The 25,753-nt window shown below is 68.2% G+C and carries 24 protein-coding genes, 2 tRNA genes and 1 pseudogene; 17 read left to right on the forward strand and 10 right to left on the reverse strand.

The genetic code is table 11. From position 1 onward, the window contains the following. Positions 1–2 precede the first annotated feature (2 nt). From gyrA to ACQEV8_RS21795, 4 genes are all read left to right on the forward strand, one after another. Entirely contained in the window at positions 3–2,597 is a 2,595-nt protein-coding gene (gene gyrA, locus ACQEV8_RS21780; protein WP_432962642.1) for a DNA gyrase subunit A, read from the forward strand. A gap of 18 nt (positions 2,598–2,615) precedes the next feature. Continuing rightward, positions 2,616–2,798 (forward strand): hypothetical protein, encoded by a 183-nt coding sequence (locus ACQEV8_RS21785; RefSeq protein WP_432962644.1) that lies wholly within the window; start codon positions 2,616–2,618, stop codon positions 2,796–2,798. Next, positions 2,795–3,445, forward strand: a complete 651-nt coding sequence (locus ACQEV8_RS21790) for a DUF3566 domain-containing protein (protein ID WP_432962646.1) — start codon at positions 2,795–2,797, stop codon at positions 3,443–3,445. The genes ACQEV8_RS21785 and ACQEV8_RS21790 overlap by 4 nt, the downstream gene beginning before the upstream one ends. 113 nt (positions 3,446–3,558) lie before the next feature. Continuing rightward, positions 3,559–3,635, forward strand: a tRNA-Ile gene (locus tag ACQEV8_RS21795). A gap of 137 nt (positions 3,636–3,772) precedes the next feature. Here ACQEV8_RS21795 and ACQEV8_RS21800 read toward each other — a convergent pair. Then, positions 3,773–4,099 (reverse strand): DUF6344 domain-containing protein, encoded by a 327-nt coding sequence (locus ACQEV8_RS21800; protein ID WP_432962648.1) that lies wholly within the window; start codon positions 4,097–4,099, stop codon positions 3,773–3,775. A 337-nt stretch (positions 4,100–4,436) separates the two neighbouring features. On the opposite strand from ACQEV8_RS21800, the gene ACQEV8_RS21805 reads away from it, so the two are divergent. Then, positions 4,437–4,565 (forward strand): DLW-39 family protein, encoded by a 129-nt coding sequence (locus ACQEV8_RS21805; RefSeq protein ID WP_003999697.1) that lies wholly within the window; start codon positions 4,437–4,439, stop codon positions 4,563–4,565. Positions 4,566–4,777: 212 nt separating this feature from the next. Further along, the gene (locus ACQEV8_RS21810) at positions 4,778–6,088 is read left to right on the forward strand and encodes a hypothetical protein (RefSeq protein WP_432962650.1); all 1,311 of its coding nucleotides are present in this window, start codon (positions 4,778–4,780) and stop codon (positions 6,086–6,088) included. Positions 6,089–6,134: 46 nt separating this feature from the next. Here the strand turns inward: ACQEV8_RS21810 and ACQEV8_RS21815 are convergent. Together ACQEV8_RS21815 and ACQEV8_RS21820 are read right to left on the reverse strand one after the other, a co-directional pair. Further along, a pseudogene (locus ACQEV8_RS21815) lies at positions 6,135–7,650 on the reverse strand (protein kinase domain-containing protein). A 270-nt stretch (positions 7,651–7,920) separates the two neighbouring features. Further along, positions 7,921–8,469 (reverse strand): helix-turn-helix domain-containing protein, encoded by a 549-nt coding sequence (locus ACQEV8_RS21820; protein WP_215120293.1) that lies wholly within the window; start codon positions 8,467–8,469, stop codon positions 7,921–7,923. A 181-nt stretch (positions 8,470–8,650) separates the two neighbouring features. Between ACQEV8_RS21820 and ACQEV8_RS21825 the strand changes: the two genes are divergently transcribed. Continuing rightward, positions 8,651–8,723 (forward strand) — tRNA-Ala (locus tag ACQEV8_RS21825). A 70-nt stretch (positions 8,724–8,793) separates the two neighbouring features. Here ACQEV8_RS21825 and ACQEV8_RS21830 read toward each other — a convergent pair. Continuing rightward, positions 8,794–10,083, reverse strand: a complete 1,290-nt coding sequence (locus tag ACQEV8_RS21830; RefSeq protein WP_432962652.1) for an MFS transporter — start codon at positions 10,081–10,083, stop codon at positions 8,794–8,796. Between the two features lie 433 nt (positions 10,084–10,516). On the opposite strand from ACQEV8_RS21830, the gene ACQEV8_RS21835 reads away from it, so the two are divergent. Together ACQEV8_RS21835 and ACQEV8_RS21840 are read left to right on the forward strand one after the other, a co-directional pair. Continuing rightward, the gene (locus tag ACQEV8_RS21835; protein WP_432962654.1) at positions 10,517–10,816 is read left to right on the forward strand and encodes a hypothetical protein; all 300 of its coding nucleotides are present in this window, start codon (positions 10,517–10,519) and stop codon (positions 10,814–10,816) included. 9 nt (positions 10,817–10,825) lie between these two features. After that, the gene (locus ACQEV8_RS21840) at positions 10,826–11,572 is read left to right on the forward strand and encodes a class I SAM-dependent methyltransferase (RefSeq protein ID WP_432962656.1); all 747 of its coding nucleotides are present in this window, start codon (positions 10,826–10,828) and stop codon (positions 11,570–11,572) included. 110 nt (positions 11,573–11,682) lie between these two features. Here the strand turns inward: ACQEV8_RS21840 and ACQEV8_RS21845 are convergent, their stop codons facing one another. Further along, positions 11,683–12,384: a DUF5324 family protein gene (locus ACQEV8_RS21845; RefSeq protein WP_432962658.1), complete on the reverse strand. Its 702-nt coding sequence runs from the start codon at positions 12,382–12,384 to the stop codon at positions 11,683–11,685. 352 nt (positions 12,385–12,736) lie between these two features. On the opposite strand from ACQEV8_RS21845, the gene ACQEV8_RS21850 reads away from it, so the two are divergent. Continuing rightward, positions 12,737–13,264, forward strand: a complete 528-nt coding sequence (locus tag ACQEV8_RS21850) for a peptidylprolyl isomerase (RefSeq protein ID WP_432962660.1) — start codon at positions 12,737–12,739, stop codon at positions 13,262–13,264. A 158-nt stretch (positions 13,265–13,422) separates the two neighbouring features. Beyond that, positions 13,423–14,313 carry a rhomboid family intramembrane serine protease gene (locus tag ACQEV8_RS21855; RefSeq protein WP_432962662.1) on the forward strand — a complete coding sequence of 297 codons (891 nt, stop codon included), beginning with the start codon at positions 13,423–13,425 and terminating at the stop codon, positions 14,311–14,313. A gap of 254 nt (positions 14,314–14,567) precedes the next feature. Here the strand turns inward: ACQEV8_RS21855 and crgA are convergent, their stop codons facing one another. Further along, positions 14,568–14,822, reverse strand: a complete 255-nt coding sequence (gene crgA / locus ACQEV8_RS21860; RefSeq protein ID WP_215120283.1) for a cell division protein CrgA — start codon at positions 14,820–14,822, stop codon at positions 14,568–14,570. Between the two features lie 139 nt (positions 14,823–14,961). Here crgA and ACQEV8_RS21865 point away from each other — a divergent pair, with 139 nt between their 5' ends. From ACQEV8_RS21865 to ACQEV8_RS21890, 6 genes are read left to right on the forward strand one after another with little or no spacing between them, the layout of a single operon-like run. Next, positions 14,962–15,744 (forward strand): DUF881 domain-containing protein, encoded by a 783-nt coding sequence (locus ACQEV8_RS21865; protein WP_432962664.1) that lies wholly within the window; start codon positions 14,962–14,964, stop codon positions 15,742–15,744. Positions 15,745–15,764: 20 nt separating this feature from the next. Beyond that, positions 15,765–16,442, forward strand: a complete 678-nt coding sequence (locus ACQEV8_RS21870; protein ID WP_432962666.1) for a class E sortase — start codon at positions 15,765–15,767, stop codon at positions 16,440–16,442. A gap of 17 nt (positions 16,443–16,459) precedes the next feature. Continuing rightward, positions 16,460–16,657, forward strand: a complete 198-nt coding sequence (locus ACQEV8_RS21875) for a hypothetical protein (RefSeq protein WP_193479593.1) — start codon at positions 16,460–16,462, stop codon at positions 16,655–16,657. Continuing rightward, positions 16,654–17,292, forward strand: a complete 639-nt coding sequence (locus ACQEV8_RS21880) for an aminodeoxychorismate/anthranilate synthase component II (protein WP_432962668.1) — start codon at positions 16,654–16,656, stop codon at positions 17,290–17,292. Before ACQEV8_RS21875 ends, ACQEV8_RS21880 begins: the two co-directional genes overlap by 4 nt. Next, a complete protein-coding gene (locus ACQEV8_RS21885; protein WP_432962670.1) occupies positions 17,289–18,488 on the forward strand; it encodes a class E sortase in 1,200 nt (399 codons plus the stop codon). The genes ACQEV8_RS21880 and ACQEV8_RS21885 overlap by 4 nt, the downstream gene beginning before the upstream one ends. 13 nt (positions 18,489–18,501) lie before the next feature. Then, on the forward strand, positions 18,502–19,254 hold the full coding sequence (locus ACQEV8_RS21890) for a class E sortase (RefSeq protein WP_432962672.1): 753 nt from the start codon (positions 18,502–18,504) through the stop codon (positions 19,252–19,254). Positions 19,255–19,350: 96 nt separating this feature from the next. Here the strand turns inward: ACQEV8_RS21890 and ACQEV8_RS21895 are convergent, their stop codons facing one another. The 4 genes from ACQEV8_RS21895 to ACQEV8_RS21910 all read right to left on the reverse strand — a co-directional run bounded on the left by ACQEV8_RS21895 (position 19,351) and on the right by ACQEV8_RS21910 (position 25,741). After that, complete coding sequence (locus ACQEV8_RS21895) at positions 19,351–20,385, reverse strand: restriction endonuclease (protein ID WP_432962674.1); 1,035 nt, start codon at positions 20,383–20,385, stop codon at positions 19,351–19,353. A 232-nt stretch (positions 20,386–20,617) separates the two neighbouring features. Further along, positions 20,618–22,639: a Stk1 family PASTA domain-containing Ser/Thr kinase gene (pknB, locus tag ACQEV8_RS21900; RefSeq protein ID WP_432962676.1), complete on the reverse strand. Its 2,022-nt coding sequence runs from the start codon at positions 22,637–22,639 to the stop codon at positions 20,618–20,620. A 169-nt stretch (positions 22,640–22,808) separates the two neighbouring features. Next, positions 22,809–24,287 (reverse strand): peptidoglycan D,D-transpeptidase FtsI family protein, encoded by a 1,479-nt coding sequence (locus ACQEV8_RS21905; RefSeq protein ID WP_432962678.1) that lies wholly within the window; start codon positions 24,285–24,287, stop codon positions 22,809–22,811. Next, entirely contained in the window at positions 24,284–25,741 is a 1,458-nt protein-coding gene (locus tag ACQEV8_RS21910) for an FtsW/RodA/SpoVE family cell cycle protein (RefSeq protein ID WP_432962680.1), read from the reverse strand. Before ACQEV8_RS21910 ends, ACQEV8_RS21905 begins: the two co-directional genes overlap by 4 nt. Positions 25,742–25,753: the final 12 nt, after the last annotated feature.

A 25,753-nucleotide genomic window follows, 5' to 3' on the forward strand; every position in this document is an offset into this window, starting at 1 on the left:
CAATGACCGACGAGAACACTCCCGTGACGACGCCCGAGGGTGACGCCCTGGCCATGCGCGTCGAGCCCGTCGGGCTCGAGACGGAGATGCAGCGCTCGTACCTCGACTACGCGATGTCCGTCATCGTCTCGCGAGCGCTGCCGGACGTCCGCGACGGCCTCAAGCCCGTCCACCGCCGTGTGCTGTACGCCATGTACGACGGCGGCTACCGCCCTGAGCGCGGCTTCTACAAGTGCGCCCGCGTCGTCGGCGACGTCATGGGCAACTACCACCCGCACGGCGACTCCTCGATCTACGACGCGCTCGTGCGCCTCGCCCAGTCCTGGTCGATGCGCATGCCGCTCGTCGACTCCAACGGCAACTTCGGCTCTCCGGGCAACGACCCGGCGGCGGCCATGCGCTACACCGAGTGCAAGATGGCGCCGCTGTCGATGGAGATGGTCCGTGACATCGACGAGGAGACCGTCGACTTCACGGACAACTACGACGGCCGCTCCCAGGAGCCGACCGTCCTGCCGGCCCGCTTCCCGAACCTGCTGATCAACGGCTCGGCCGGTATCGCGGTCGGCATGGCGACCAACATCCCGCCGCACAACCTCCGCGAGGTCGCGGCCGGCGCCCAGTGGTACCTGGAGAACCCCGAGGCCTCGCACGAGGAGCTCCTGGACGCGCTCCTGGAGCGCATCAAGGGCCCCGACTTCCCGACCGGCGCGCTGGTCGTCGGCCGCAAGGGCATCGAGGAGGCGTACCGCACCGGCCGCGGCTCCATCACCATGCGCGCGGTCATCGAGGTCGAGGAGATCCAGAACCGCCAGTGCCTGGTGGTGACGGAGCTTCCGTACCAGGTCAACCCGGACAACCTCGCGCAGAAGATCGCCGACCTGGTGAAGGACGGCAAGATCGGCGGCATCGCCGACGTCCGTGACGAGACGTCGTCGCGCACGGGCCAGCGCCTGGTCATCGTGCTGAAGCGGGACGCGGTCGCCAAGGTCGTCCTGAACAACCTGTACAAGCACACCGACCTGCAGACGAACTTCGGCGCCAACATGCTGGCGCTGGTCGACGGCGTGCCGCGCACGCTCTCGCTCGACGCGTTCATCCGCCACTGGGTGACGCACCAGATCGAGGTCATCGTCCGCCGTACGCGCTTCCGGCTGCGCAAGGCCGAGGAGCGGGCGCACATCCTGCGCGGTCTGCTGAAGGCCCTGGACGCCATCGACGAGGTCATCGCGCTGATCCGGCGCAGTGACACCGTCGAGATCGCGCGCCACGGCCTGATGGACCTCCTGGAGATCGACGAGATCCAGGCCAACGCCATCCTCGAGATGCAGCTGCGCCGGCTCGCCGCCCTGGAGCGCCAGAAGATCGTCCAGGAGCACGACGAGCTCCAGGCGAAGATCAACGAGTACAACCAGATCCTCGCCAGCCCGGTCCGCCAGCGCGGGATCGTCAGCGAGGAGCTGGCCGCGATCGTCGAGAAGTTCGGCGACGACCGCCAGACGAAGCTGATCCCCTACGAAGGCGACATGTCCATCGAGGACCTGATCGCCGAGGAGGACATCGTCGTCACGGTCACCCGGGGCGGCTACATCAAGCGCACCAAGACCGACGACTACCGCGCCCAGAAGCGCGGCGGCAAGGGCGTGCGCGGCACGAAGCTCAAGGAAGACGACATCGTCGACCACTTCTTCGTGTCCACCACGCACCACTGGCTGCTGTTCTTCACCAACAAGGGCCGCGTCTACCGCGTCAAGGGCTACGAGCTGCCCGACGCCGGCCGGGACGCGCGGGGTCAGCATGTCGCGAACCTGCTCGCCTTCCAGCCGGACGAGGCGATCGCCGAGATCCTGGCGATCCGCAACTATGAGGCGGTTCCCTACCTCGTCCTCGCCACCAAGGCCGGACTGGTGAAGAAGACGCCTCTGAAGGATTACGATTCGCCCCGTTCCGGCGGTGTGATCGCCATCAACCTCCGTGAGCAGGAGGACGGTTCGGATGATGAACTGATCGGAGCCGAGCTGGTCTCGTCGGACGACGATCTGCTTCTGATCAGCAAGAAGGCCCAATCGATCAGGTTCACCGCGTCGGACGAAACTCTGCGCCCCATGGGCCGTGCCACCTCGGGTGTCAAGGGCATGAGCTTCCGCGAGAGCGACGAGCTGCTCTCGATGAATGTTGTTCGACCCGGTACGTTCGTGTTCACTGCCACAGACGGCGGGTACGCGAAGCGGACCAACGTCGACGAGTACCGCGTCCAGGGTCGCGGCGGCCTCGGCATCAAGGCCGCCAAGATCGTCGAGGACCGTGGCTCACTCGTCGGCGCGCTGGTGGTCGAGGAGACCGACGAGATCCTCGCCATCACGCTGTCGGGCGGTGTGATTCGTACGCGAGTCAACGAGATCAGGGAAACCGGCCGTGACACCATGGGCGTCCAACTGATCAATCTGGGCAAGCGCGATGCCGTGGTCGGCATCGCTCGCAACGCCGAGGCGGGACGCGAGGCGGAAGAGGTCGACGGCGACATCGTCGTCGACGAGACCGCCGAAGGCGCCGCGACCACCGGCACGGACGAGGGTGAGGCGCCCTCGTCTGAGTAGCACGAGGAGTGAGTCAGCGTGAGCGGAGCCACGGGCGCCGGACCGAGCGGTACCTCGACGGGTACGGACACGGACGACGGCGGCCGTGGCTCCGCCGCGCGTGCGGCGGACCCGCACACGACCAACCTGAAGGCGGTCAAGCCGTCCGACAAGGACGACTCGCCCTCGCCTGACACACATGGATCCCAGGGGGAACGGTGACGGACACCCGAGGTCCGCAGACCCAGCAGCACCATGCTGGAGCGGGCCCGGCCGCATCCGGCGCCCAGCCGCAACCGCAGCCGCAGCCCAAGGGGGCCGAGACGGCTTCTCCTCTGCCGGGGGAACGACAGGCACAGCAGCAGGCCGGGCCGTACCACCCGCCGCAGGCCTATCCGGCGCAGCAGGCGGCGGCCGGTGCCGGTGGCGGCGCGGGTGGTACGGGTGCTTCCGCCGGAGCAGCCCGGCGCCCCCGTACGGGAACGCGCACGGTGCCGCGCGTCCGCAAGGCGCGGCTGCGGGTGTCCAAGGCCGACCCCTGGTCGGTGATGAAGGTCAGCTTCCTGCTCTCCATCGCGCTGGGCATCTGCACGATCGTCGCGGCCGCCGTGCTGTGGATGGTCATGGACGCGATGGGCGTCTTCTCGACGGTCGGCGGCACGATCTCCGAGGCGACCGGCTCGAACGAGTCCAACGGCTTCGACCTGCAGGCCTTCCTGTCGCTGCCCAACGTCCTGATGTTCACGTCGGTCATCGCGGTCATCGACGTCGTCCTGGCGACGGCCCTCGCCACCCTCGGCGCGTTCATCTACAACCTGTCCGCGGGCTTCGTCGGCGGTGTGGAGCTGACGCTCGCCGAGGACGAGTGACACGACCCTTTTGACCGTGATTGACACAGTCCCGACAACCGATTTTGGGACTGCCCATGTCGTGCGCTAATCTTCAGGAGTCAGCGCGCGGGACACACCCCGCACAGCGCGGCGGGGCTATAGCTCAGTTGGTTAGAGCGCATCCCTGATAAGGATGAGGCCACAGGTTCAAATCCTGTTAGCCCCACCAGCATGATGAACCCCCAACCGGTAGCGGTTGGGGGTTTTCTGCATCCCGGGGGGTGTGGGCGGGGCAAGAAGAAGCCCGGCTGCTCTGTCGAGCTGCCGGGCCTGTACGCAGGGTCGCCGTTCGGATGGGGCGGGGGATCAGCGCTGCAGGGGGGCCAGATAGTCCGCCGCGGGTTCCGATTCCGCGTCGGCGTCCGCGAGCGGGCGGTGGCGGCAGCGGGGGGTTTTGCCGTGGGCCTCGGCCCGGATGCGCTGTTTCATCGTGGGGGGCAGGGCTTTCGCTGAGGACGTGGGAGACGTCGCTGATGCCGTTCGCTGGCGCGGGATGCGCTCGCTGTTGCGCTCCGGCTCGGTCTGCGCTACCGCCGGGGTGGCGGTCGTGGTGGCGAATCCGAGCTTCGTGCACAGCGCCAGGAAGGCGGTGACGATGGCGGTCCACAGCTTCATGACCTTGTTCCGGGCCATGGCCCCTCACTTTCGGGTCGGGCGATTTGCGTACTTTCCTCATGATGTGTATGGGGGTCGAGAAGTGGGGGACCGACGCCCGTGGCGCGGCGATGTTCCGATGAACACCACTCGGATGGACGCAAGAGGGGTGAAAATGTAAGGAGAGAGGAGAAAAGGTCCCAAAGTAACCGTCCGTCGGGGTGTGATCACCCTCCGATCGGAGCGGTGAACTCCGCTTCTATCCCGGTTCCCGGGAAGGGAGTTGAGGTCCGACTCAGGTCACCGATCGGTATCGGTCGGTGTGTATAGTCGGGCGCCAGAGGTCCCCTACGTCAACGAAAGACGAGGTCGCGCGGTGAAGAAGCTTCTCCTGGTCGCACTGGCCGCCATCGGCGGGCTCCTTGTGTACCGCCAGATCCAGGCGGATCGCGCAGAGCAGGACCTGTGGACGGAGGCGACCGACTCCGTGCCCACGGGTTCGTGAGTCACGACATCCCAGACCGAGCACACCCCGGCCGCCTCGCGGTCGGGGTTTTGTGTGTCCTGGGGCCGGCCGTACGGGCAGGATGGGCCACGGCTCGCGGGTTCATGGTTCCAAGTCCGTGATGTGAGTTCCGGTGACGTGAGGGGTGGCGCGTGAGGGGACGGTGTCGTACGGCGTGGGGGCGTGCGGGCGCGTGGCGCCGGCGTCCGGCGGTGGCCGTGCGCCTGGGCGTCGCGGGGGTGGTGCTGGGCGCGATGGCTGCTGTGACGCCGGTCCCGGCCGCCCTGGCCGCTGCCGGGACCTCCCGGGCTGGCTCCGGGGCTGCCGTGACGCCGAGCCCGTACGCCTTCGCCGACGGTGCCCGGAGCATCGAGGGAGCGAGGAGTACCGCGGACGCCGGGATTTTGAAGCCCGGCACCGCCTACAAGAGCTCGCTCCCGAGCAGCGGCGAGGTCAGCTACAGCGTCGAACTCGACGCCGCGTCGGACGCGTACGTGTCCGTCACCGCCGCCCCCTCCCCCGACAGCACCGTCTCCGTCATCGACGGGCTGAGGGTGTCCGTGCAGGACGCCGAGGGCAATTCCTGCTCCGTCGACACCGCGAGCTTCGGCGCCGCCCGTAGCCCGCACCCGATCGCGGCCTGGGGCATGCGCGAGATCTCGCCCACCAAGGCCCTGTGCCGGAAGGCCGGCACCTATTACGTGTCCGTCGAGCGGGTCGACCCCAAGGGCGAGGGCTCCTCGCCGGACGCCTGGGACCTGGAACTTCTCGCCATGACGGAGCCGCGGACGGCGAAGGCCGGGCCGACCGGCGCGCCCGGGGCGTGGAACTCCGCCTCGCCACAGCCGCTCCAGGGGAAGGCCGAGCGCCGCCGGGGCGGTGCGGGGTTCGCCGGGGCGACCCCCCTCGGCCAGGGCGTCTGGCGGGACTACCTCCGGCCCGGCCAGACGGTCTTCTACGAGGTGCCGGTCGACTGGGGCCGGCAACTCCACGCCACCGCCGAACTGGGCAGCACGGACTCCGGCGGCACCGGCTACACGTCCGGCGCCCTGGACCTGGCCCTCTACAACCCCGCCCGCGGGCACGTCGCCGATGTGAGTGTCGGCTACGACGGCGGCCAGAAGTCCGGCAGCCTGCCTCCTCTGCCGCCGGTCGACCACGCCAACCGCAATGCCGCCGTCGGCCAGGTCGGCGCCATGCGCTTCGCGGGTTCCTACTACCTCGTCGCGCATCTCGCCAAGAGTGTCGCCGACAGCTTCGGGGACGGGCCGTTCGCGATGACGCTGCGCGTCCGGGTGAGCGGAGCGGCGAAGCGCGGGCCCGGGTACGTGGGGGAGTCCGAGCCCGCCGGTGTCTTCGAGGTCTCGGAACAGGAGCGTGAGGCCGCGGCTGTGGGTGTGGCCGGGGGTGGCGACACCGCGATGCGGGCGGTCGCCGTGGGCGGGATCGGCACAGGGAGCGCGCTGCTGGTGGGGCTCGGGGTGTGGACCGTGATGGCCCGTCGGCGGAGCGCTGCCCAGTAGCGCTCGTGTCGCGCCGGGCTGATGCCCGCGCGGGCTCGGTGAGGGCTCAGATGCGGGTCAGGGCCCAGAATCCGACGGCGTAGCAGGCCAGGGCGAGAAGCAGGAGCGGGACCGCCACCTTGGCCGGTGGGCCGGGGCGGCGGCGCGGCCGTTCCGCGCGATGCCGGGAAGCGGCCCTGGCGGGCGGAGGGGCCTGTGACCCCTGTGGGGCCTGTGGGGCAGGCGGGCCAGGCGGTGCTTGTGGGGTCTGGGCGGTGTACGAGGCCGTGGAGGTGCCGGTGGAGTAGTGCGCCGCGGGGGCAGGGGCCGGCCGGGATGGCCCGCGTGTCCCGAGTACGCCGGTGGCAGCGGCTGGGAGGTGTGTAGCCGGTGGGTGGTGTCGTAGGGGGAGACGGGGGGCTCCGGCTGGTGCGGGGCTTGCGCCGGTGCGTCCTGGGGCCGGCCTTCGGGCGCGGGGGAGGAGGCGCCGGTGGCCTGCGGAGGCGGCAGATGGAAGCTGCCGGTGTCCGACATGGAGGGCGGCTTGGCAGGAGTGGGCGGGGCGGCTGACGGGTCGGTTTCCTGGCGTGGGTCGGGCTGTACGGCCTCGGGGGGCGACCAGGCATTGCTGCTGTCGCCTGACGGTGCCTCGTCCGTTCTCGAACCGGACGGCTCTGCCCTCGGGCCCAGCCCCCGCGCTCTCTCCAGCGGTCCCTCGGGGGCGAACCCCGGGGAAGCGGGCCGAGTTGGTCGAAGATCTCGATCAGCTCGTCGTCCGGGCCGGGCTCCGGGAGGAGCTCCGCGGCGGCGGCCAGCGCCTTGCGCGCCCCCGTGGCCGTACGGAACCGCGCCTGCGGGTCCGGCTGGAGCAGCGTGGCCACCACCTGCCACAGCGGTTCCGGAATGCCCTTCGGCGCACCGGGCGTCCCGTGCTCGGCGAAGTACTGGATGAGCGCCTTGCTGTCCGGCTTGGCCCCCTCCAGCAGATACAGCGCGACCAGTCCTGCGGCGAACAGGTCGGCGGGGAAGTCGGGTTCGGCGCCCATCAGCTGCTCTGGCGCGAGATAGCCGGGCGTTCCCACGACGAGGTTGGTCTCCGTCAGACGGGGCTCGCCCAGCCGCATCGCGATGCCGAAGTCGGACAGCCGCAGCCGAGGCCGGCCCGTGCCGGTGGCCTCCAGCAGCACGTTGGCGGGTTTGACGTCACGGTGCACGACGTCCTCCGCGTGCACCGCGGCCAGCCCCGCGAGCAGCTGGTCGAGCAGGGTGCAGACGAAGGCCGGTGGCAGTGGGCCGTAGTCCCCGACGAGGTGGGCCAGGGAACCGCCGGCCACCAGGTCCATGGTGAACAGGACCTTGTCGTCGTCCGCGGCCCAGCTGGAGGGGGCGAGGACATGGGGGTGGTCGATCCGCAGGGCCTGTTCGCGCACGAAGCGCAGCAGCGAGTGCGCGTCGCTCTGGAGCAGGACCTTGGCGGCCACGTAGCGACGGCGGCGGTGGTCCCAGGCGCGCCAGACGGCACCGACTCCTCCGCGCCCGATCGGGTCGACCAGTTCGTACCGGCCGGCGAAGACCTCACCCATGGCTGTACGTCGCTCCTCCCCCTGCGGCTACCCCCCTTGCTTCCCCCTCGACGAGCGCTACGACTCCTCGATGAGTGATGCGACTCCCCCATTGCGCTACGACTCCCCCGTTGCGCGGGAGAACCCGCTCGCGCCGGCCGGTCCCCCGTGCGTGACACGCCCCCGCGTGTCCGCCCGTGCTGTGCGCTGTCCCCCGTCACGCCGGTCGGCGTCCCCCGTCAGATCACTCCGTCCGGCTGCCGAACCCCCTTCGGCTGCCGGGCGGTGCGATCAGCTCTGGTGGGACTGGTAGTGCGCCACCGCGTCCGAGGTACGGCCGGCGCCGTACACCCGGAGGAACTCTGCCAGTTCCGGGTGGGTCGGGGCGAGGGTCTGAGCGGCATCGATGATGTCGCCCGCCGCCGCGACCGAGCGCAGCAGGGACTGGATCTCGCGGACCACGCGCTTGACGGTGGGCGCTCCCGAACTGGTCGTCGTCTGTGTGGTGTTGCTCAGCACCGAGCCCCCCTGTGACTTCTTGATCTCCTCCATGCGTTCAGTGGCCTCGGCCGCGCTCACGCTGCCGTCCGCGACCTGCCCGGCCAGGTCCTGCAGCAGCTGCACGCGCTGCACGACGGCCGGGTTGCCGATCTTCGCCCGCTGTCCGCTCATCAGCTGCGACAGCATCGGTGCGGACAGTCCCAGAACCCCCGCGAGACGAGCCTGGTTGAGACCAAGATCGTCGATGAGCCTACGGAAGAGCGCCCCCAACGGCTCCCCGTACCAGTTCCGCTGCAGTTCCCGCGCTCTTGCGGTGGCTTCCTGCTGTGCGGCGTCCATTGCGTCTCCCCATCGCTTCCCCATGTACGGCGGTTCGCGGTAGCGAACCACGCCGAGCATCTTACGGAGAGTGGTCGGCGACGGGGAGCCCCAATCCTTTTGCGGAATCACGGGGGTGACCCGGTACTCTGGTCTCCGACGCCCGCCGGGACATGCTTCGTCCGGGCGGATGTCCCCTTCCGGGGCCTTAGCTCAGTTGGTAGAGCGCTGTCTTTGCATGGCAGATGTCAGGGGTTCGACTCCCCTAGGCTCCACTTGATCGGACCCCTCTGATCTGCGGAAACGCAGTCAGGGGGGTCTTTTCGTTCCGGTCGGCGCATCGGGTCAGGCGGTGCTCACGGGGTCGGCCTCGTTCACGTCGTACGCGCCGAGGTGGCGGTTGAGGACGACCCAGGCGATGGAGGTCGCGAGGCCGCAGGACGCGATGACCAGGGCCGTGGTGGGGCTGAGGAACTGGGAGACGGTGCCGCCCACGATCGCGCCGACGGGCTCGAAGCCCAGCGTCGTGAAGCGCATCGCGGAGGTGACCTGGCCGATCATGTGCGTCGGCGTCACCATCTGCTTGATCGTCTCGCTCATGATGAGGTTCACGACGATGGCGAAGCTCCACAGGAACATCCCCGCGGCCACGGCGAGGAACCGCAGGAGGGAGGAGTCCAGCAGTCCGGAGCCGGGGACGAGGAAGGCGCCCACGGTGGGCACGACCAGGGACAGGACGTAGAGCAGCCGGGTCCGCACCTTGCTCATGAACGAGGAGGCTGCTGTCGCGGACAGCACGCCGCCGAGCCCTCCGGCCGCGCTCGCGAGGCCCACGAGGAGGGGGCTGAAGCCCAACTCCTTGACCACGTAGAAGGTGTAGACGGCGAAGAACATCGCCGTGAAGAAGTTGAAGTGGGCCGCGGAGACGATCACCGGTCGCAGCACAGGGTGGGAGAAGGCCCAGGTGAAGCCGGTCAGGGCGCCCTTGACCGTCTCCTGTTCCGTCTCCTGCTCCTCCGCGTTCTCCTGCTCGGCGTCCTCGAGCCCTGTGGTCTCCTCGCCGTTCTTCGTGCCGCCTGCGGACCCGAGCAGCAGTACCGTGCTCGCGACGTAGCTGCAGACGTCGGCGACCAGAGCCATGGGTGCGCCGAGCGCCTGGACCAGGAGGCCTCCCAGGCCGGGGCCCGCGACCTCGCTGACCGCGGTGCTGCCCTCCATATACGAGTTGATCTTGGGGAGTTGACGGCGGTCGAACGTGAGCACCATGTGCGAGGACAGCGCGGAGTCGTACAGGAGGGTGAGGGCGCCGACCAGGAAGACGGTCATGAAGAGCAGGGGGATGCTCAGCAGGTCGAGCGCGTAGGCCACCGGGACCATCCCGATCAGCAGCAGGCGCAGGATGTTCGCCGTCACCATGACCGACCTGCGCGGGTAGCGGTCGGCGGTCATGCCCACCCACAGCCCGAGGAGCAGTACGGCCAGCGATTCGGCGCTGCCGAGCAGGCCCATCTCGAACGCGGAGGCGTCGAGGGTTTCCAGGGCGAGCAGCGGGATGATGACCACGCTGGCCTGGGTACCGAACAGGGACACGGTCTGGGCGGTCCACAGGTTTCTGAAACTGCGGTCTTTGAGCACGTCGGACTCCAGGCGGCACGCCGGTAGGTCTGATGAGAACGGTGGCGGACGTCACCGCACGGCCCTGCCGGTGGCGGCCAGAGCCGTGCGGGGATCAACAACCGGCCGCCGGAGGCTCGTTGGGGCGGGCCGTCGTCCGTGAGCGGCCGCTACCTGGCCGTGCCGAAGTGTACGGCGATGGAGTAGCGCACCCAGGAGTGCGAGCGGATCCCGCACACGCTGTGGTGGTATCCGGGGTTGATCCGCAGGAGGGCGACGCGGCCCCGCCCGCCTGGTCTTCCCGGACTTCTCACCGAACCGGGAGACGGCACACGTACTCGCCGACCAGATCGGCGACAACACCGGACTCACCCTCCGGCCCGAGGCCATCGACTACCGGGCCTACCTCACCGAGCTCCACACCACACACCACGAAGACTTCCGCCTCGTGCTGATGGCCTCGCCCTGGCCCGACCCGGTCGCCCTCCTCCTCCCCTTCACCCGCCGCCCAGCGGACCTGCTCCCCGGCGGACCCACGTCCGCGTTCAAGGACACCGTGCACCGCGCCCTCGCCGCGGACGACCTCCAGGACCGGCTCGACCACTGCGCCCAGGCCGAACAACTCCTGAGCACGACCGGCGAAATCTGCCTGTTCGGACGGCTCAGGTCGGCCGCCCGGCTGCGCGTGAGGAACTACATCAGCCCACCGTCCGGCTGGGCCGACCTGTCGGGGTGCGAACCCCCGCAAGACTGAGGACAGACGATGACAAAGATCAATTACCTCAAGGTCAACGAGCGGTACTGGGACTCCAACAGCGAGCTCTACCACGATGCCCACCCCGAACACCTCGACGCCGGCCGGCACCCGTCCTGGGGCATCTGGCACCTCCCCGAGAGCGACCTCAAGATCTTCAGCGATGACCTCCCGGCCGGCTCCCGGATCATCGACCTCGGCTGCGGCATCGGGCACGACACCGCAGGATTCGCCCGCGCCGGATACAAGGCCTACGGAGTCGAACTCTCCTCCGGACAGCTCTCGCGCACCCTCGACGAAGGGGCCGCGGGCTTCGTCCAAGCCGCGGCAGAGCGCCTGCCGTTCCGTTCAGGGGTCTTCGACGCGGCCTTCTGCGACCACGGCGCTTTCGACTTCTCCCCACCCCAGCGCCTGCTCCAGGAAGCCCACCGAGTACTCCGGCCCGGCGGAGTACTCGGCCTGTGCACCTACTCCCCGCTCCTGCAGATGTGCTTCGACAACCAGAGCGGCACGGTCGGCGAGCGCCTCACGAACCCCTACGGCGATGCCCGCATGAAGTACGGCGGCGATGTCGTCGTCTTCCACTCCACCTACGCCCAGTGGATCGACCTGTTCCGGGACTGCGGATTCTCCATCGAACGACTCGTGGAACCCCTCGCCCCGGCCGGAGGCGCCACCTACTTCAAGGAAGCCCCCGACCGGAACTGGGCGGAGAAGTGGCCGGCGGAAGTGGTGTGGAAGGTGCGCAAGGTCTGAACTCGAGCCTGTTTCACGTGAAACAGCACGGCAGGGCGGGAGACCCTCACGGCCCGCTCTCAAAGCCGGACCCCGAGTCTCCCGCCCGCCGTGCTGTTGCCCAGCGGCCGTCAGGAACGGTCGTCGCGCTGAGCGGCCTCTTCCTCTGCCTGCTTGGCCTCGACCTCCGGGTCCAGGACCGACTGGCCGCTGCCGTCCACTGAGGACAACCGGCCCGACTCGGGAACCTCGGTCGCCGCGGGCGGCTCCACCAGCCAGTCAGGGTTGGCCTGCTTGTCCCACCACTTCCAGGCGGCGAAGGCACCACCGGCGAGAGCGCCCAGGATCGCCAGCGTCTTCACGGCACGGCCGGCCCTCGCCCGCCGTTCCTGCTTGCGGACCAGCTTCTGGATCTCCTTCGACGAGACCTGACCGCGCAGCGCGGCCATCGCGGCCACACTCCGCGCGGCAGCCTCGGTCGTCACGGGCCCGGCCGCGGCCATCGCCTGCTCAAGCCTCGGGCGGGAGTAGTCCGCCGCCTGCCTCGCGGCCTTGCGCGTACGGACGGCGGCTTCGTGGGCGGCCTGGTCGACCTTCGGCGGCACATGCGTACGGGCCTGCTCCAGATACGGCTGCACATGGGCGCCGTACTGAACGCGTGCCTGTCCGGCGGCCTGGGTCACCTTGGGCGCCAGCCGTACGCGTGCCTCGTGTGCGTAGTGCGTTGCCCTGTCCTTGGCCGTGTCGGCGTAGGGCGCCACCGCTTCCGCGGCGTGCAGCACGCTGTCCTTCGCCGAACCGGTCGCGGCGCGCACGCTGTCGATGCGGGTCACGGGTTCCTCCTCCTCGGTGGCGTACGGTATTTCGACTTTCCACCCTTTTACGGATCATGCCTCCGGGAGCGCCGCCAGGCATGCGCGGACGGGCATCCGGGTCACGGGAAACGGCTCCGGACCCTCTCGGGCCGAAAGCCGATCACGTGCAATAGCGGATGAATCGGGGGCAACAGGAGCTTGTCGTCGACAATGCCACGGATCGCCGCCGAGCGCCCCCGCCCCGGGGCTACTCGACTGGTTTTCCGCAACCGATCGGCCCGGTTTCCCCCGGCGAACGGAGGCCAGGCGACGTGGAGCGCCGTCCATGCGAGGATCAGGGAGTCACAGAAAGACAACGGAAGGCAGGATCGTGGCTGAGCAGCTCTACGCCACCCTGAAGACCAATCACGGCGACATCGAAGTCCGGCTTCTGCCGAACCACGCCCCCAAGACGGTCAAGAACTTCGTCGAGCTCGCCCAGGGCGAGCGGGAGTGGACTCACCCCGGGACCGGGAAGAAGTCCACGGACAGGCTCTACGACGGTACGGTCTTCCACCGGGTGATCAGTGGCTTCATGATCCAGGGCGGTGACCCGCTGGGCAACGGCACCGGCGGTCCCGGCTACGAGTTCGAGGACGAGTTCCACCCGGACCTGCGCTTCGACAAGCCCTACCTGCTGGCGATGGCCAACGCCGGCCCGGGCACCAACGGCTCGCAGTTCTTCGTCACCGTCTCCCCGACGGCATGGCTGAACCGCAAGCACACCATCTTCGGCGAGGTCACCGACGCGGCCAGCCAGAAGGTCGTGGACACCATCGCCGCGATCCAGACGAACCCACGCACCGACCGCCCGGTCAACGACGTGGTCATCGAGTCGGTCGTCATCGAGACGCGCTGAGCACGAAGGCCCCCACAGGGGAACCAAACGCCCCGCTCATCCGTAAGGATGAGCGGGGCGGGGCTTTTCCCACCACGGCTTTCACGACCCACGGCCACGGCTTTCACAACCCACGGCCTCCACCACAGACCCACGGCTTCCACGACATAGGGGATCTCATGGACGACCAGGCTGCGGGCAGCCCGCAGAACGCCCACAGCGTCCCCATGTGCTACCGCCACCCGGACCGCGAGACCGGCATCCGCTGCACCCGCTGCGAGCGCCCGATCTGCCCCGAGTGCATGGTCAACGCCTCCGTCGGATTCCATTGCCCCGAGTGCGTCCGCACCGGCTCCGGCACAGGTCACTCGCCCACCGCCGCCATGCCCCGGACGCTCGCAGGCGGCACGATCACCTCCGACCCCCGCCTGCTGACCAAGATCCTCATCGGTATCAACCTGGCGGTGTTCATCGCCGTCCAGGTCCGCGAGTCGATCCTCACCGACATCGTCCTGCTCGGCGCCTGGCCGCCGGCGCCCTTCACACCCACCCAGGGCGTGGCGGGAGGCGAGTGGTACCGCATGGTGACCTCGATGTTCACGCACCAGGAGATCTGGCACATCGCGTTCAACATGCTCAGCCTGTGGTGGCTCGGCGGCCCGCTCGAAGCGGCCCTCGGCCGTGTCCGCTACCTCGCGCTCTACCTGGTCTCGGGTCTCGCGGGCAGTACCCTGGCCTATCTGCTGGCCTCCCCGAACACGGCCACGCTGGGTGCCTCCGGCGCGATCTTCGGCCTCTTCGGCGCGACGGCGGTGCTGATGCGCCGGCTCAACTACGACATGCGGCCGATCATCGCGCTGCTGGTGATCAACCTGATCTTCACCTTCAGCCCGGGCTTCAACATCTCCTGGCAGGCCCACATCGGCGGTCTCGTCGCCGGCGTCGTCGTCGGCTACGCCATGGTCCACGCCCCCCGCGCGCACCGCGCTCTGGTCCAGTACGGCACCTGTGCGCTGGTCCTCGGTGTGGTAGTCCTGCTGACCCTCCTGAGGACAGCCCAGCTCAGCTGAGCGGATGTTGTCCACAGCGGGTGGCTAATCTTGTGCACACGGTGCGGGAACACATGTGCCCCCTGTCACCGACCTGCGTTTCCGCAGGTCAGGCAGGGGGCGAACAGGTTTTCGAGCTGCGGTACTTCCGTCGTACCGGCGTCAACACTCAACGAGTTATCCACAGATCGTCTTTCTTTTCCACCTGTGGATAACTGCTGTGGATAACTCAGCGAACAGCCCTGGGCAGAGCTGCGGTCAGCGTCCGGCGACCGTTACTTCCACTGGGTGGAGACACCGAATCCGGCGGCGATGAAGCCGAAGCCGACCACGATGTTCCAGTTGCCCAGGGAGTCGATGGGCAGCGAGCCGTCGGTGACGTAGAAGACGACGATCCAGGCCAGGCCGATAAGGAACATGGCCAGCATGACGGGCGCGACCCAGGAACGGTTGGTCAGCTTGATGGCCGTTGCCTGCTTCGCCGGCGGCGGCGTGTAGTCGGCCTTCTTGCGGATACGTGACTTCGGCACGAGGGTCTCTCCTGTCGATGCGCTGCGTGGCCGCGCAGGGATCTGGGTCTGGCTCGGGGCAGCGTAAGGGGACTCTGAGTGCTCCCCCGGTCGTCCGCTAGCGTAGTGCTTCCGTGGCGCCGAAGGAGATAAGGGTACGTTGAGCAATTCTGCCGACTCCCCCGGGACGGGATCCACCCCTGAGCGCGCGCGCCGCTTCCGGCCCGTGCGAATCCTCACGGCGGCCGTCTTCGCTCTCGCGGGTCTGATCTTCTTCACCAGCTTCAACACCGCCAAGGGCACCAACATCCGCACGGACAGCTCCCTGCTGAAGCTGTCCGACCTCATCCATGAGCGCAGCCGTGAGAACGGCGAGCTGGACGAGACCAATGGGACCCTGCGCCAGGACATAGAGGGGCTCGCCGAGCGGGACGACGGCAGTACCAGGGCGGAGGACCTCAAGCTCTCCGCCTTGGAGCAGCGCGCGGGCACCCAGAAGCTCAAGGGCGACTCGCTGACGGTCACGCTCAATGACGCCCCGCCGGACGCCACCGCCAAGCTGCCCGGCTATCCCGAGCCGCAGCCCGACTTCCTGGTCATCCACCAGCAGGACCTCCAGGCCGTGGTGAACGCGATGTGGCAGGGCGGGGCCAAGGGCATCAAGGTCATGGATCAGCGGCTGATCTCGACCAGCGCGGTGCGCTGCGTGGGCAACACCCTGATTCTTCAGGGGCGCGTCTACTCACCGCCGTACAAGATCACGGCGGTGGGTGACCCGGGCAAGCTGCAGAGGGTGCTCGCGGCGTCCCCGGCGATCCAGAACTACATGGTCTACGTCAATGTCTACGGGCTCGGCTGGAAAGTCGAGGAGAACGGGCCGGTGACTCTTCCCGGCTACTCGGGCACAGTGGATCTGCACTACGCGAAGCCCGTGGAGGAGTAGCCAGGCCGGGGGAGCTGCCGGTGCGCGTGATCGTCAGGACCGTCAGCGAACTGTGCGTCACCGTCGGCAGCGTGATCGTGCTGTTTGTCGTTTATGTGTTGTTCTGGACCGGCGTGAAGGCCGACCATGTCATGGACGACCAGATCGAGTTGCTCGAGAAGGAGTGGTCGAAGCCCGGTCCGCCGGTCGGCGGCTCCCCTGAGGGCACGGGGCGGCCCGCGCCCTACGCCAAGGGCAAGCCCTTCGCGATCATGTACATCCCGCGTCTTGGTTTCACGTGGAACAAGCCGGTGCTCGAGGGCACCGTGACGGGCACCCTGAAGAAGGGCCTCGGGCACTATGCGGACACCGCTCAGCTGGGGCAGAGGGGGAACTTCGCGGTCGCCGGCCATCGCCGCACCTACGGTGATCCCTTCAAGGACTTTCCCAGGCTGCGGCGCGGCGATGCGGTGGTGCTGACGGACGGCACGACATGGTTCACGTATCGGATCGACAAAGGCCCGTACAAAACAGTGCCCTCGGACATCGAGGTGATCGACCCTGTTCCACGTACTTCCGGGTACACGCGTCCGGGCCGGTATCTGACGCTGACCACGTGCGAACCGGAATGGGGGCACAGTCATCGTCTGATCGTCTGGGCGCACCTGGACTCCACCCAGCCTGTGGAGGCCGGGAAACCCGAGGCGTTGCGCCGTTAGTCTGGTGGCTGTACGGCGTGGGTCTGGTGCCGTGGTACGACGGAAGGGACGGCATGTACGGCTGGGTCTGGCGGCATCTGCCGGGGAACACGTGGGTGAAGGCGCTGATCTCACTCGCCCTGGTCGTGGCCGTGGTCTATGTCCTCTTCCAGTACGTCTTCCCGTGGGCGGAACCGCTGCTGCCCTTCAACGATGTGACGGTGGACAACCAGTGAGCGCGCGCATTCTCGTCGTCGACAACTACGACAGCTTCGTCTTCAACCTGGTCCAGTACCTGTACCAGCTGGGCGCCGAGTGCGAGGTTCTGCGCAACGACGAGGTCTCGACGGCGCACGCCCAGGACGGCTTCGACGGTGTCCTGCTCTCCCCGGGCCCCGGCACTCCGGAGCAGGCGGGCGTCTGTGTGGACATGGTCCGGCATTGCGCCGCCACGGGTGTCCCGGTCTTCGGCGTCTGCCTGGGCATGCAGTCGATGCAGGTGGCGTACGGCGGTGTGGTGGATCGCGCGCCCGAGTTGCTGCACGGCAAGACCTCGCCGGTGGAGCATGCGGGCAGGGGTGTCTTCGAGGGTCTGCCGTCGCCCTTCACGGCGACGCGCTACCACTCGCTGGCCGCCGAGCCCGCCACGGTCCCGGCCGAGCTGGAGGTCACGGCCCGGACCCAGGACGGCATAGTCATGGGCCTGAGGCACCGGGAACTGCCGGTCGAGGGTGTGCAGTTCCACCCCGAGTCGGTGCTGACCGAGCACGGGCACCGGATGCTGGCCAACTGGCTGGTGGAGTGCGGCGACCAAGGTGCGGTGGCGAGGTCGGCCGGGCTCGCCCCGGTGGTGGGCAGGGCCACGGCGTGACCGCGCTGCGCCCCGAGCGCGAGTCCGACACCTCGTACGGGCAGCAGTCGTACGGGGCGCGGGGTGCGTTCGAGGACTGGTCGGGTTCAGGGGCGTACGGCGCTTCCCCTCAGCCGCGACCGGAACCGCAGCAGAATCCGCAGTCAGAGCCGTACATGTCAGAGCCGTACATGTCAGAGCCTTATATGTCAGAGCCGGAGCCCGATCCGTACTCGGCGTCGTACGAGCCTCTCCCCGAGGAGCCGTATCTGCCTCCCGTCGACGACGAGACGGTGGCGCTGCGGATACCGGATCCGCCGCCCGCGGCCGGTGACTCCCTGGCGGCCTCTCCGGGCTCCTCCGCCCCGCGGCAGGACGGACCGGCCCACGGTGGCCGTGCGGCCCGCAGAAAGGCCGCCAAAGGCCGTCACGGTCGCCATGGCGGCGCTGCGGACACTCGTCCGGCCCAGGAGGGCCCGGCTCGGGATGGGCGGCGGGCGCCGCTGTCACGGGTCGAGGCGCGGCGGCAGGCGAAGGCGCGCAAGCCGGGCGCGGCGGTCGTCGCCAGCCGGGCGATCGGTGAGGTGTTCATCACGACCGGCGTGCTGATGCTGCTGTTCGTCACGTACCAGCTGTGGTGGACGAATGTGCGGGCGCACGCGCAGGCGGGCAGCGAGGCGAGCAGCCTCCAGGACGACTGGGCGAGCGGCAAACGCAATCCGGGGACGTTCGAGCCGGGGCAGGGCTTCGCCATCCTGCACATCCCGAAGCTGGACGTGGTCGTGCCGATCGCCGAGGGCACCAGCAACAAGGGCGTCCTGGACCGGGGCATGGTCGGGCACTACGCGGACGGCGCGCTGAAGACCGCGATGCCGGGCGACAAGAGCGGCAACTTCGGGCTCGCGGGTCACCGCAACACCCATGGAGAACCGTTCCGGTACATCAACAGGCTCACGCCGGGTGATCCGATTGTCGTGGAGACGCAGGACGAGTACTTCGTCTACAAGATGGCGTCGATCCTGCCGGTGACCCCGCCGAGCAACACGAGTGTCCTGAAGCCCGTCCCCACCGGGTCGGGCTTCACCGGGCCCGGCCGTTACATCACGCTGACCACGTGCACGCCGGAGTTCACCAGCAAGTACCGGATGATCGTCTGGGGCAAGATGGTCGAGGAACGGCCGCGCAGCAAGGGCAAGCCGGATGCGCTCGTCAGTTAAGGGCAGATGACCAGTGGCAGCGACCACCGACACGGACCACGAAGAGCACATCGGCGCGCCCGCGTCACGGCCGGCCCCGGCACGCCGCCGGCCCGGGCCGATCGCCATAGCGGTCGGTGTCTTCGGCGAACTCCTCATCACCGCGGGCCTGGTGCTCGGTCTGTTCGTCGTCTACTCCCTGTGGTGGACGAACGTCGTCGCCGACCGCGCGGCCGGCAAGCAGGCCGACCAGGTCCGTGACGACTGGGCCCACGGCCGGGGCGGCCCCGGCGTGCTGGACACCAAGAACGGCATCGGCTTCCTGCATGTGCCCGCGATGAAGAACGGCGAGGTCCTGGTCGAGAAGGGCACGTCTAACAAGATCCTCAACGATGGTGTCGCCGGCTACTACACCGATCCCGTCAAGTCGGCCCTGCCGATGTCGGGCAAGAACGGCAACTTCTCCCTCGCCGCCCATCGCGACGGCCACGGCGCGCGCTTCCACAACATCGACAAGATCAAGAAGGGCGACCCGGTCGTCTTCGAGACGAAGGACAAGTGGTACGTCTACAAGGTCTACGACATCCTTCCCGAGACCTCGAAGTACAACGTCAAGGTCCTGTCCAAGGTCCCGAAGGAATCGGGGAAGGCCAAGCCGGGCCACTACATCACCCTGACGACCTGCACGCCGGTCTACACGAGCACGTACCGGTACATCGTGTGGGGTGAGCTGGAACGGGTCGAGAAGGTCGACGCGGACCGGACGCCGCCGAAGGAACTGGGCTGACCGCGTTTCTCGTGGGAGATCAGCCGCCGGCACCATGAAGGCCCGAATCCGCAACTTCCTCTTGCGGATTCGGGCCTTCGTGCCGCGGTCCGGTTGCTACACCTCGAGGACGCTGAGGGGCGCCCCGGCGCTCCATTCCTCCAGCAGTCCGCGGTGTACGGCGGTGATGCCGCTCTCGGCCGCGATGTTCAGCGCGTCGCGGGTGAAGGGGCAGGTCGCGACGTACAGGGCGGCTTCGGAGTCGTGCAGGACCTTGGCGGCGCCGGCGAACTTCTGGATGTCGGGGCTGGTGATGGAGAGGTGGGGCGCGAACCTCTTGCACTGGACGACGAGGCACCGCCCGTCGGGCGTGAGTGCGGTGATGTCGATGCCCCGGTCCCTTCCGCCGCCGCGGACGACGACGTCGGTGCAGCCGTCGCGGCGCAGCAGTTCGGCGACGCGTTCTTCGAACTCGCGCCCGTTCATGGCGTCCATGGAGGCCATGACTCCGGCGAGGGGTCGGTCTTCTCGTGGGCCTTCCAGTCGCTGCAGCCTCGTGTGGTGCTGGTGCAGGCGCTTCTCGATGCGCTGGACGCCTGCCCGCAGGGAGATGAGCTCCCGCCGGTGCTCGCCCGATGTTTCGATCAGGGCGTTGAACATGGGGACGACGGTTTTGCCCAGGATGTGGGTGATGCGCTGGTCGATGCGGGCGTCGAGAGATGTGGCGTCGGCCGGGGCAGGGTTTTCCACAGGCTGTGTGCGTGCCAGGTACTCCATGTCGAGTAGGTAGACACGCACTTGACGTGCGACTTCGCTGTCTCGGAGCAGCATGGCGGTGTTGAGGACGGCGCGTCGGGAGAAGAGGGCGAGGGAGCGGGTGCGGGACTGGATTCCACTGAGGTTCTTGAAGGACCTCAGTTCTTCGCCGGTCAGCAGACGGTAGCCGCTGGCCTCGAGCTCGGTACGGTGGTCCTTGACGAGTGACTTGACGGCTTCGAGGCCGACCTCGAAGTACGCCGCCACCATCGCCGTCGTCACATGCATCCCGTCCGGCAGCAGCGACAGTGTCTTGACCCTGTCGAGCACGTCCGTGCGGTCGAGCACACTGCCGCGCAGAGTCCGCGATTCCAGCAGAGCCATTTCGTTGATCACGTCTTGCCCTTCGACTCGTATGGCCGGGGCGCTGTTCCGATTCCTCACCCCACCCGGTGAACGAGGCATGAAATGTGAAGACACGATCGAAGGGTGAGCGGGCGTGCGAGTCAGGTCATGACGGAGGCCGTGTAAGCCGTCGCTCTTGCCGGCCGGCTGACATGCGGCAGGGCCCCGGTGCCCCTCGAGAGAGGGGGCCGGGGCCCTGCCGTGCGTGAGTGCGTTCCGGCGGTCAGTCGTCCTCGTTGCGGCCGTCGAGGCCTCCGAAGATGCCGCCGTTGCCGTTGCCGCCGTTGTTGTTGCCGCCTCCGACGCCGACGGTCTGGAGGGTGACCGTCGTGGCCGCCGGGTCGTCGACCTCCTGGTTGGGCTGCGGGTCCTGGCCGACGACGAGGGCGGTGTCGCTCTGGTCGCTGCCGTTCGCGAACTGGATGTTCGTGAAGCCGGCCGCCGCGAGCGCCTGCTTGGCCTGGCCGACCGTCTGGTTGACGACCTGGGGCACGCGCGCCTTCTGCTGTTCCTTCTTGCCGATCTGGATGTTGACCGACGAGTTCTTGTCGACGGAGGAGCCGGACTGCGGCGTGGTCTGGATGACCTTGCCGACCTGGTTGTCGTCCTGGGTGTCCACCTCGGTGCAGTTGCCCACCAGGTTGTTGGCGGTCATCTGCGCCTTGGCCTGGTCACAGCTCTGGCCGAGGACGTCCGGGACGGTGGACTTCGCCTCCGCCTTGGCGATGGTGAGGGTGATCTTGGATCCCTTCTCCACCTCCTCGCCCAGGCGCGGGTTCTGCTCGAGGACGGTGCCGGGGTCCTCCGGGGACTCCTGCGGCTTCGTCTCGACCTCGAACTTGTACTTGTCGCCCTCCAGCGTCGCCCTGGCGTCGTCGATGATCTTGCCGACGACGCTCGGCACGGCCACCTTCGGCGCCCCGGTCGACACCACGAGGTTGATGGTGTCGCCCTTCTTGACGTCCACCCCGGCCTTCGGGTCCTGGTCGCAGACCTTGCCCTTGCTCTGGTTCTCGCAGGGCTTCTTGGTGGTGGTCAGCTTGAGATCGCTGTTGTTCGCCAGTCTCTTGGCGTCGTTGACCGTTTCGCCGACGAAGTTCGGAGTGGGAACCGCGTCGTTGCCGACCCCGTTGCCGCTGAACGCCCAGCGCCCGATCAGGATCGCGCCCACCAGCACCAGGATGCCCGCCGCCACCAGCAGGATCGTGGAGGTGCTGGACTTGCGCTGCTGCCCGCGGCGCCGGTCGGGGCGGTCGTCGTAGCCGTAGCCGCCGTCGTCCGGGTTCATGGGGGGCAGCATCGACGTGGCGCCCGCGCCGGAGTCCGCGCGCAGGGCCGTCGTCGGCTGGTCGTCGGGGTAGCCGCCGTAGCCCACCGAGCCCATCGCGGCCGTGGCCGCGACCGGCTGGCCGTCGAGGCAGGCCTCGATGTCGGCGCGCATCTCGTCGGCCGACTGGTACCGGTAGTCGGGGTCCTTGACGAGGGCCTTCAGCACGATCGCGTCCATCTCGGGCGTGATCTCGGGATCGAAGACCGACGGGGACTGGGGCTCTTCCCGTACGTGCTGGTACGCGACGGCGACCGGGGAGTCGCCCACGAACGGCGGACGGACCGTCAGCAGCTCGTAGAGCAGACAGCCGGTCGAGTAGAGGTCCGACCTCGCGTCGACCTGCTCGCCCTTCGCCTGCTCCGGGGAGAGGTACTGGGCGGTGCCGATGACGGCCGAGGTCTGGGTCATCGTCATGCCGGAGTCGCCCATGGCGCGGGCGATGCCGAAGTCCATGACCTTGACCTGGCCGTTGCGCGTCAGCATGACGTTGGCCGGCTTGATGTCGCGGTGGACGATGCCGGCTCTGTGCGAGTACTCCAGGGCCTGGAGGATGCCGATGGTCATCTCCAGCGTCCGCTCCGGCAGCAGCTTGCGGCCGGAGTGCAGAAGCTCACGGAGCGTCGAGCCGTCCACGTACTCCATGACGATGTACGGGATCGACACGTTGTCGATGTAGTCCTCGCCCGTGTCGTAGACCGCGACGATCGCGGGATGGTTGAGCGAGGCGGCCGACTGGGCCTCCCGGCGGAACCGGGCCTGGAAGGAAGGGTCGCGCGCGAGATCAGCGCGCAGCGTCTTCACCGCCACGGTGCGGCCGAGGCGGGTGTCATGCGCGAGGTAGACCTCCGCCATGCCACCACGCCCGAGCACCTGGCCCAGTTCGTACCGGCCGCCGAGGCGACGCGGCTCTTCCATAGCTACCTACCAGCCCTCTCCGTCGGTCCCGACCGGAAATCTTGTACGGTCGGAGGCTGCCGTCCGGGCCTACCGTACCCGGCTCGCTTTGTGTGACCTGGCCAAGCTCGTCAGCCGATACAGGACCGGTATCGCAACGTGCACCGATGTGAAGCAGACGTGAGTGGGGTCACTTCTTGCTGTTGATGACCGCCTCCATCACGTTCCTCGCGATCGGCGCCGCGAGGCCGCCGCCGGAGATGTCGTCACGGACGGCGTTGTCGTCCTCGATCACGACCGCCACGGCCACCGGTGCGCCGCCGTCGCTGTCCTTGGCGTAGGAGATGAACCACGCGTAGGGGTTCTCGCTGTTGTCGACACCGTGCTGTGCGGTACCGGTCTTGCCGCCCACCTTGACGCCGTCGATCTTGGCGTTGGCGCCGGTGCCCTTGTCGACGACCGTCTCCATCATCGACTGGAGGATCTGGGCGTTCTCCGAGGACATCGGCTGGCTGAGCTCTTCCGGCTCGGTCTTCTCGATGGTGTCGACGCTGCGGGCCTGCAGCTCGTCGACCATGTACGGCTTCATCAGCTTGCCGTCGTTGGCGACGGCCGAGGCCACCATGGCCATCTGCAGCGGGGTCGAGGCCGTGTTGAACTGGCCGATCGACGACAGCGCGGTCTCCGACGGGTTCATTCCGTCGGAGAAGACCGAGGCGTTGGCGCGGACCGGGGTGAACTGCTCCTCGGTGAAGCCGAACTTCTTGGCCATCGCCAGCATCTTCTCGTTGCCGAGGTCGGAGCCGATCTTGCCGAACACGGTGTTGCAGGAGTACTGGAGCGCCACCCGCAGGGTCGCGTTCTTGCAGGGGATGTTCCCCTCGTTCTTCAGCGGGGTCGTGGTCCCCGGCATGGTCCACGGCAGCGGCGTCTCCGTCTTCTGGTCCGCCTCCGAGTACAGTCCGTCCTCCAGCGCGGCGGCCGCGGTGAGCACCTTGAAGGTGGAACCCGGCGGGTAGGTCTCGCGCAGCGCCCGGTTGAGCGTCGGGTCGTCGGGGTTGTTCTTCTTCTCCAGCTTCTGCCAGGCCTTGGTGTCCGTGGTCGTGGAGTTCCCGGCGAAGGTCGACGGGTCGTACGACGGGTAGGAGGACAGCGCCAGGATCTTGCCGGTGGACGGCTCCAGCGCCACGACCGCTCCCTTGGCGCCCTGCTTCTTCAGACCGTTGTACGCGGCCTTCTGCGCGGCGCCGTTCAGCGTGGTGACGACGTTGCCGCCCTCTTGCTTCTTGCCCGTGAGCATGTCGAGGGTGTTGCGGAAGAAGAGCCGGTCGTCGTTGCCGGTGAGGATGCCGTCCTCGAGGTTCTCCAGCTGCGTGGCACCGAAGGCCTGCGAGGCGTAGCCGGTGACCGGCGCCCACATCGCGCCGTCCTTGTAGGTGCGCTTGAACTTGAAGTCGCTGCCCGATGTTTCCTTGGAGCCGGTGATCGGCTGGCCGTCGACGATGATGTCGCCGCGGGGGGAGGCGTAGCGCTCGATGGTGACGCGGCGGTTGTTCTTGTTGGTCCGCAGCTCGTCGGCCTGGACGTACTGGATCCAGTTGTCACGGATGAGCAGGGCCAGGACGAGCAGGCCGCAGAAGATCGCGATCCGGCGCAGGGGCTTGTTCATGACGGGCGGACCACCTGGGTCATCTCGGCGTCGGGGTTGCTTGCCGGGGCGGGGGCCGGGCGGCGTGCGGTGTCGCTGATGCGCAGCAGAATGCCGATCAGGGCCCAGTTGGCGATCACGGAGGATCCGCCGTAGGCGACGAACGGCAGCGTCATACCGGTGAGCGGGATGAGGCCCATCACACCGCCGGCCACGACGAAGACCTGGAGGCCGAAGGCGCCGGACAGGCCGATGGCCAGCAGCTTTCCGAACGGGTCGCGGGCCGCGAGTGAGGTGCGCACGCCCCGCTCGATGATCAGGCCGTAGATCAGCAGGATCGCCATGACGCCCGCCAGCCCCAGCTCCTCGCCGAAGGTGGCGAGGATGAAGTCGGAGTTGGCGGCGAAGCCGATGAGGTCGGAGTTGCCCTGCCCGAGGCCGGTGCCGAGGGTGCCGCCCGAGCCGAAGGCCCACAGGGCCTGCATGGCCTGCTCGGAGTGGACGATGCCGTCCTGGACGCCGGCCCGGCTGAGCTCGAACTCGCGCATCGGGTCGAGCCAGGCCTGCACTCGCGTCTGGATGTGCGGTTCGAAGCTCGCCACGCCGACGGCGCCGACCGCGGACATCAGCAGACCGAAGACGATCCAGCTGGTCCGCTCGGTGGCGACGTACAGCATGATGACGAACATCCCGAAGAACAGCAGGGATGTACCGAGGTCGGTCTCGAAGACCAGGATGAGGATCGACATCACCCAGACGACCAGGATCGGACCCAGGTCGCGGCCACGCGGCAGGTACAGGCCCATGAAGCGGCGGCTGGCCAGGGCCAGGGCGTCCCGCTTGACCATGAGGTAGCCGGCGAAGAAGACCGCGAGGGCGATCTTCGCGAACTCACCGGGCTGGAGCGTGCCGAGGCCGGGGATCTTGATCCAGATCTTGGCGCCGTAGACGTCCGCGCCGAGGCCGGGCACGAGCGGCAGGACCAGCAGGAACAGCGCTCCGGCCATGGAGATGTAGGTGTAGCGCTGCAGGACGCGGTGGTCCTTGAGGAAGATCAGCACGGCCACCAGCAGGGCGACGCCCATCGCGGAGTACAGCAGCTGGCGCGGTGCCGCCTCGACGTAACTGGGGCTCGCCTGCAGTTTCTTCGACTGGTCCAGCCGCCAGATGACGACCAGCCCGATGCCGTTCAGCAGCGTGGCCAGCGGCAGCATCAGCGGGTCCGCGTACGGCGCGAACTTCCGTACGACGAGATGCCCGACACCGGCCAGCAGGCCGAGCCCCAGCCCGTAGCTCAGCAGGCCGGCGGGTACCTCGTCGTTGATGGCCAGCCCGACGTTGAGGTAGGCGAAGACCGGGATGACGACGGCGAACACCAGCAGCGCGAGTTCGGTGTTGCGCCGGCTGGGCGCACCGATCGCGCCGATCGTGGACGTGTGGTGCGTCGGCGAGTTCGACGTATTCGTACTGCTCATCGTGTGACAGGG

Source organism: Streptomyces sp. CA-179760 (genome assembly GCF_050937045.1).
Taxonomy (GTDB): domain Bacteria; phylum Actinomycetota; class Actinomycetes; order Streptomycetales; family Streptomycetaceae; genus Streptomyces.

Bases quoted from the DNA above. Each gene is read 5' to 3' on its own strand.
- gyrA (WP_432962642.1), top strand. From the start codon at position 3: ATGACCGACGAGAACACTCCCGTGACGACGCCCGAGGGTGACGCCCTG.
- ACQEV8_RS21800 (WP_432962648.1), bottom strand. From the start codon at position 4,099: ATGGCCCGGAACAAGGTCATGAAGCTGTGGACCGCCATCGTCACCGCC.
- ACQEV8_RS21820 (WP_215120293.1), bottom strand. From the start codon at position 8,469: ATGGACGCCGCACAGCAGGAAGCCACCGCAAGAGCGCGGGAACTGCAG.
- ACQEV8_RS21835 (WP_432962654.1), top strand. From the start codon at position 10,517: ATGGCCTCGCCCTGGCCCGACCCGGTCGCCCTCCTCCTCCCCTTCACC.
- ACQEV8_RS21840 (WP_432962656.1), top strand. From the start codon at position 10,826: ATGACAAAGATCAATTACCTCAAGGTCAACGAGCGGTACTGGGACTCC.
- ACQEV8_RS21855 (WP_432962662.1), top strand. From the start codon at position 13,423: ATGGACGACCAGGCTGCGGGCAGCCCGCAGAACGCCCACAGCGTCCCC.
- pknB (WP_432962676.1), bottom strand. From the start codon at position 22,639: ATGGAAGAGCCGCGTCGCCTCGGCGGCCGGTACGAACTGGGCCAGGTG.
- ACQEV8_RS21905 (WP_432962678.1), bottom strand. From the start codon at position 24,287: ATGAACAAGCCCCTGCGCCGGATCGCGATCTTCTGCGGCCTGCTCGTC.
- ACQEV8_RS21910 (WP_432962680.1), bottom strand. From the start codon at position 25,741: ATGAGCAGTACGAATACGTCGAACTCGCCGACGCACCACACGTCCACG.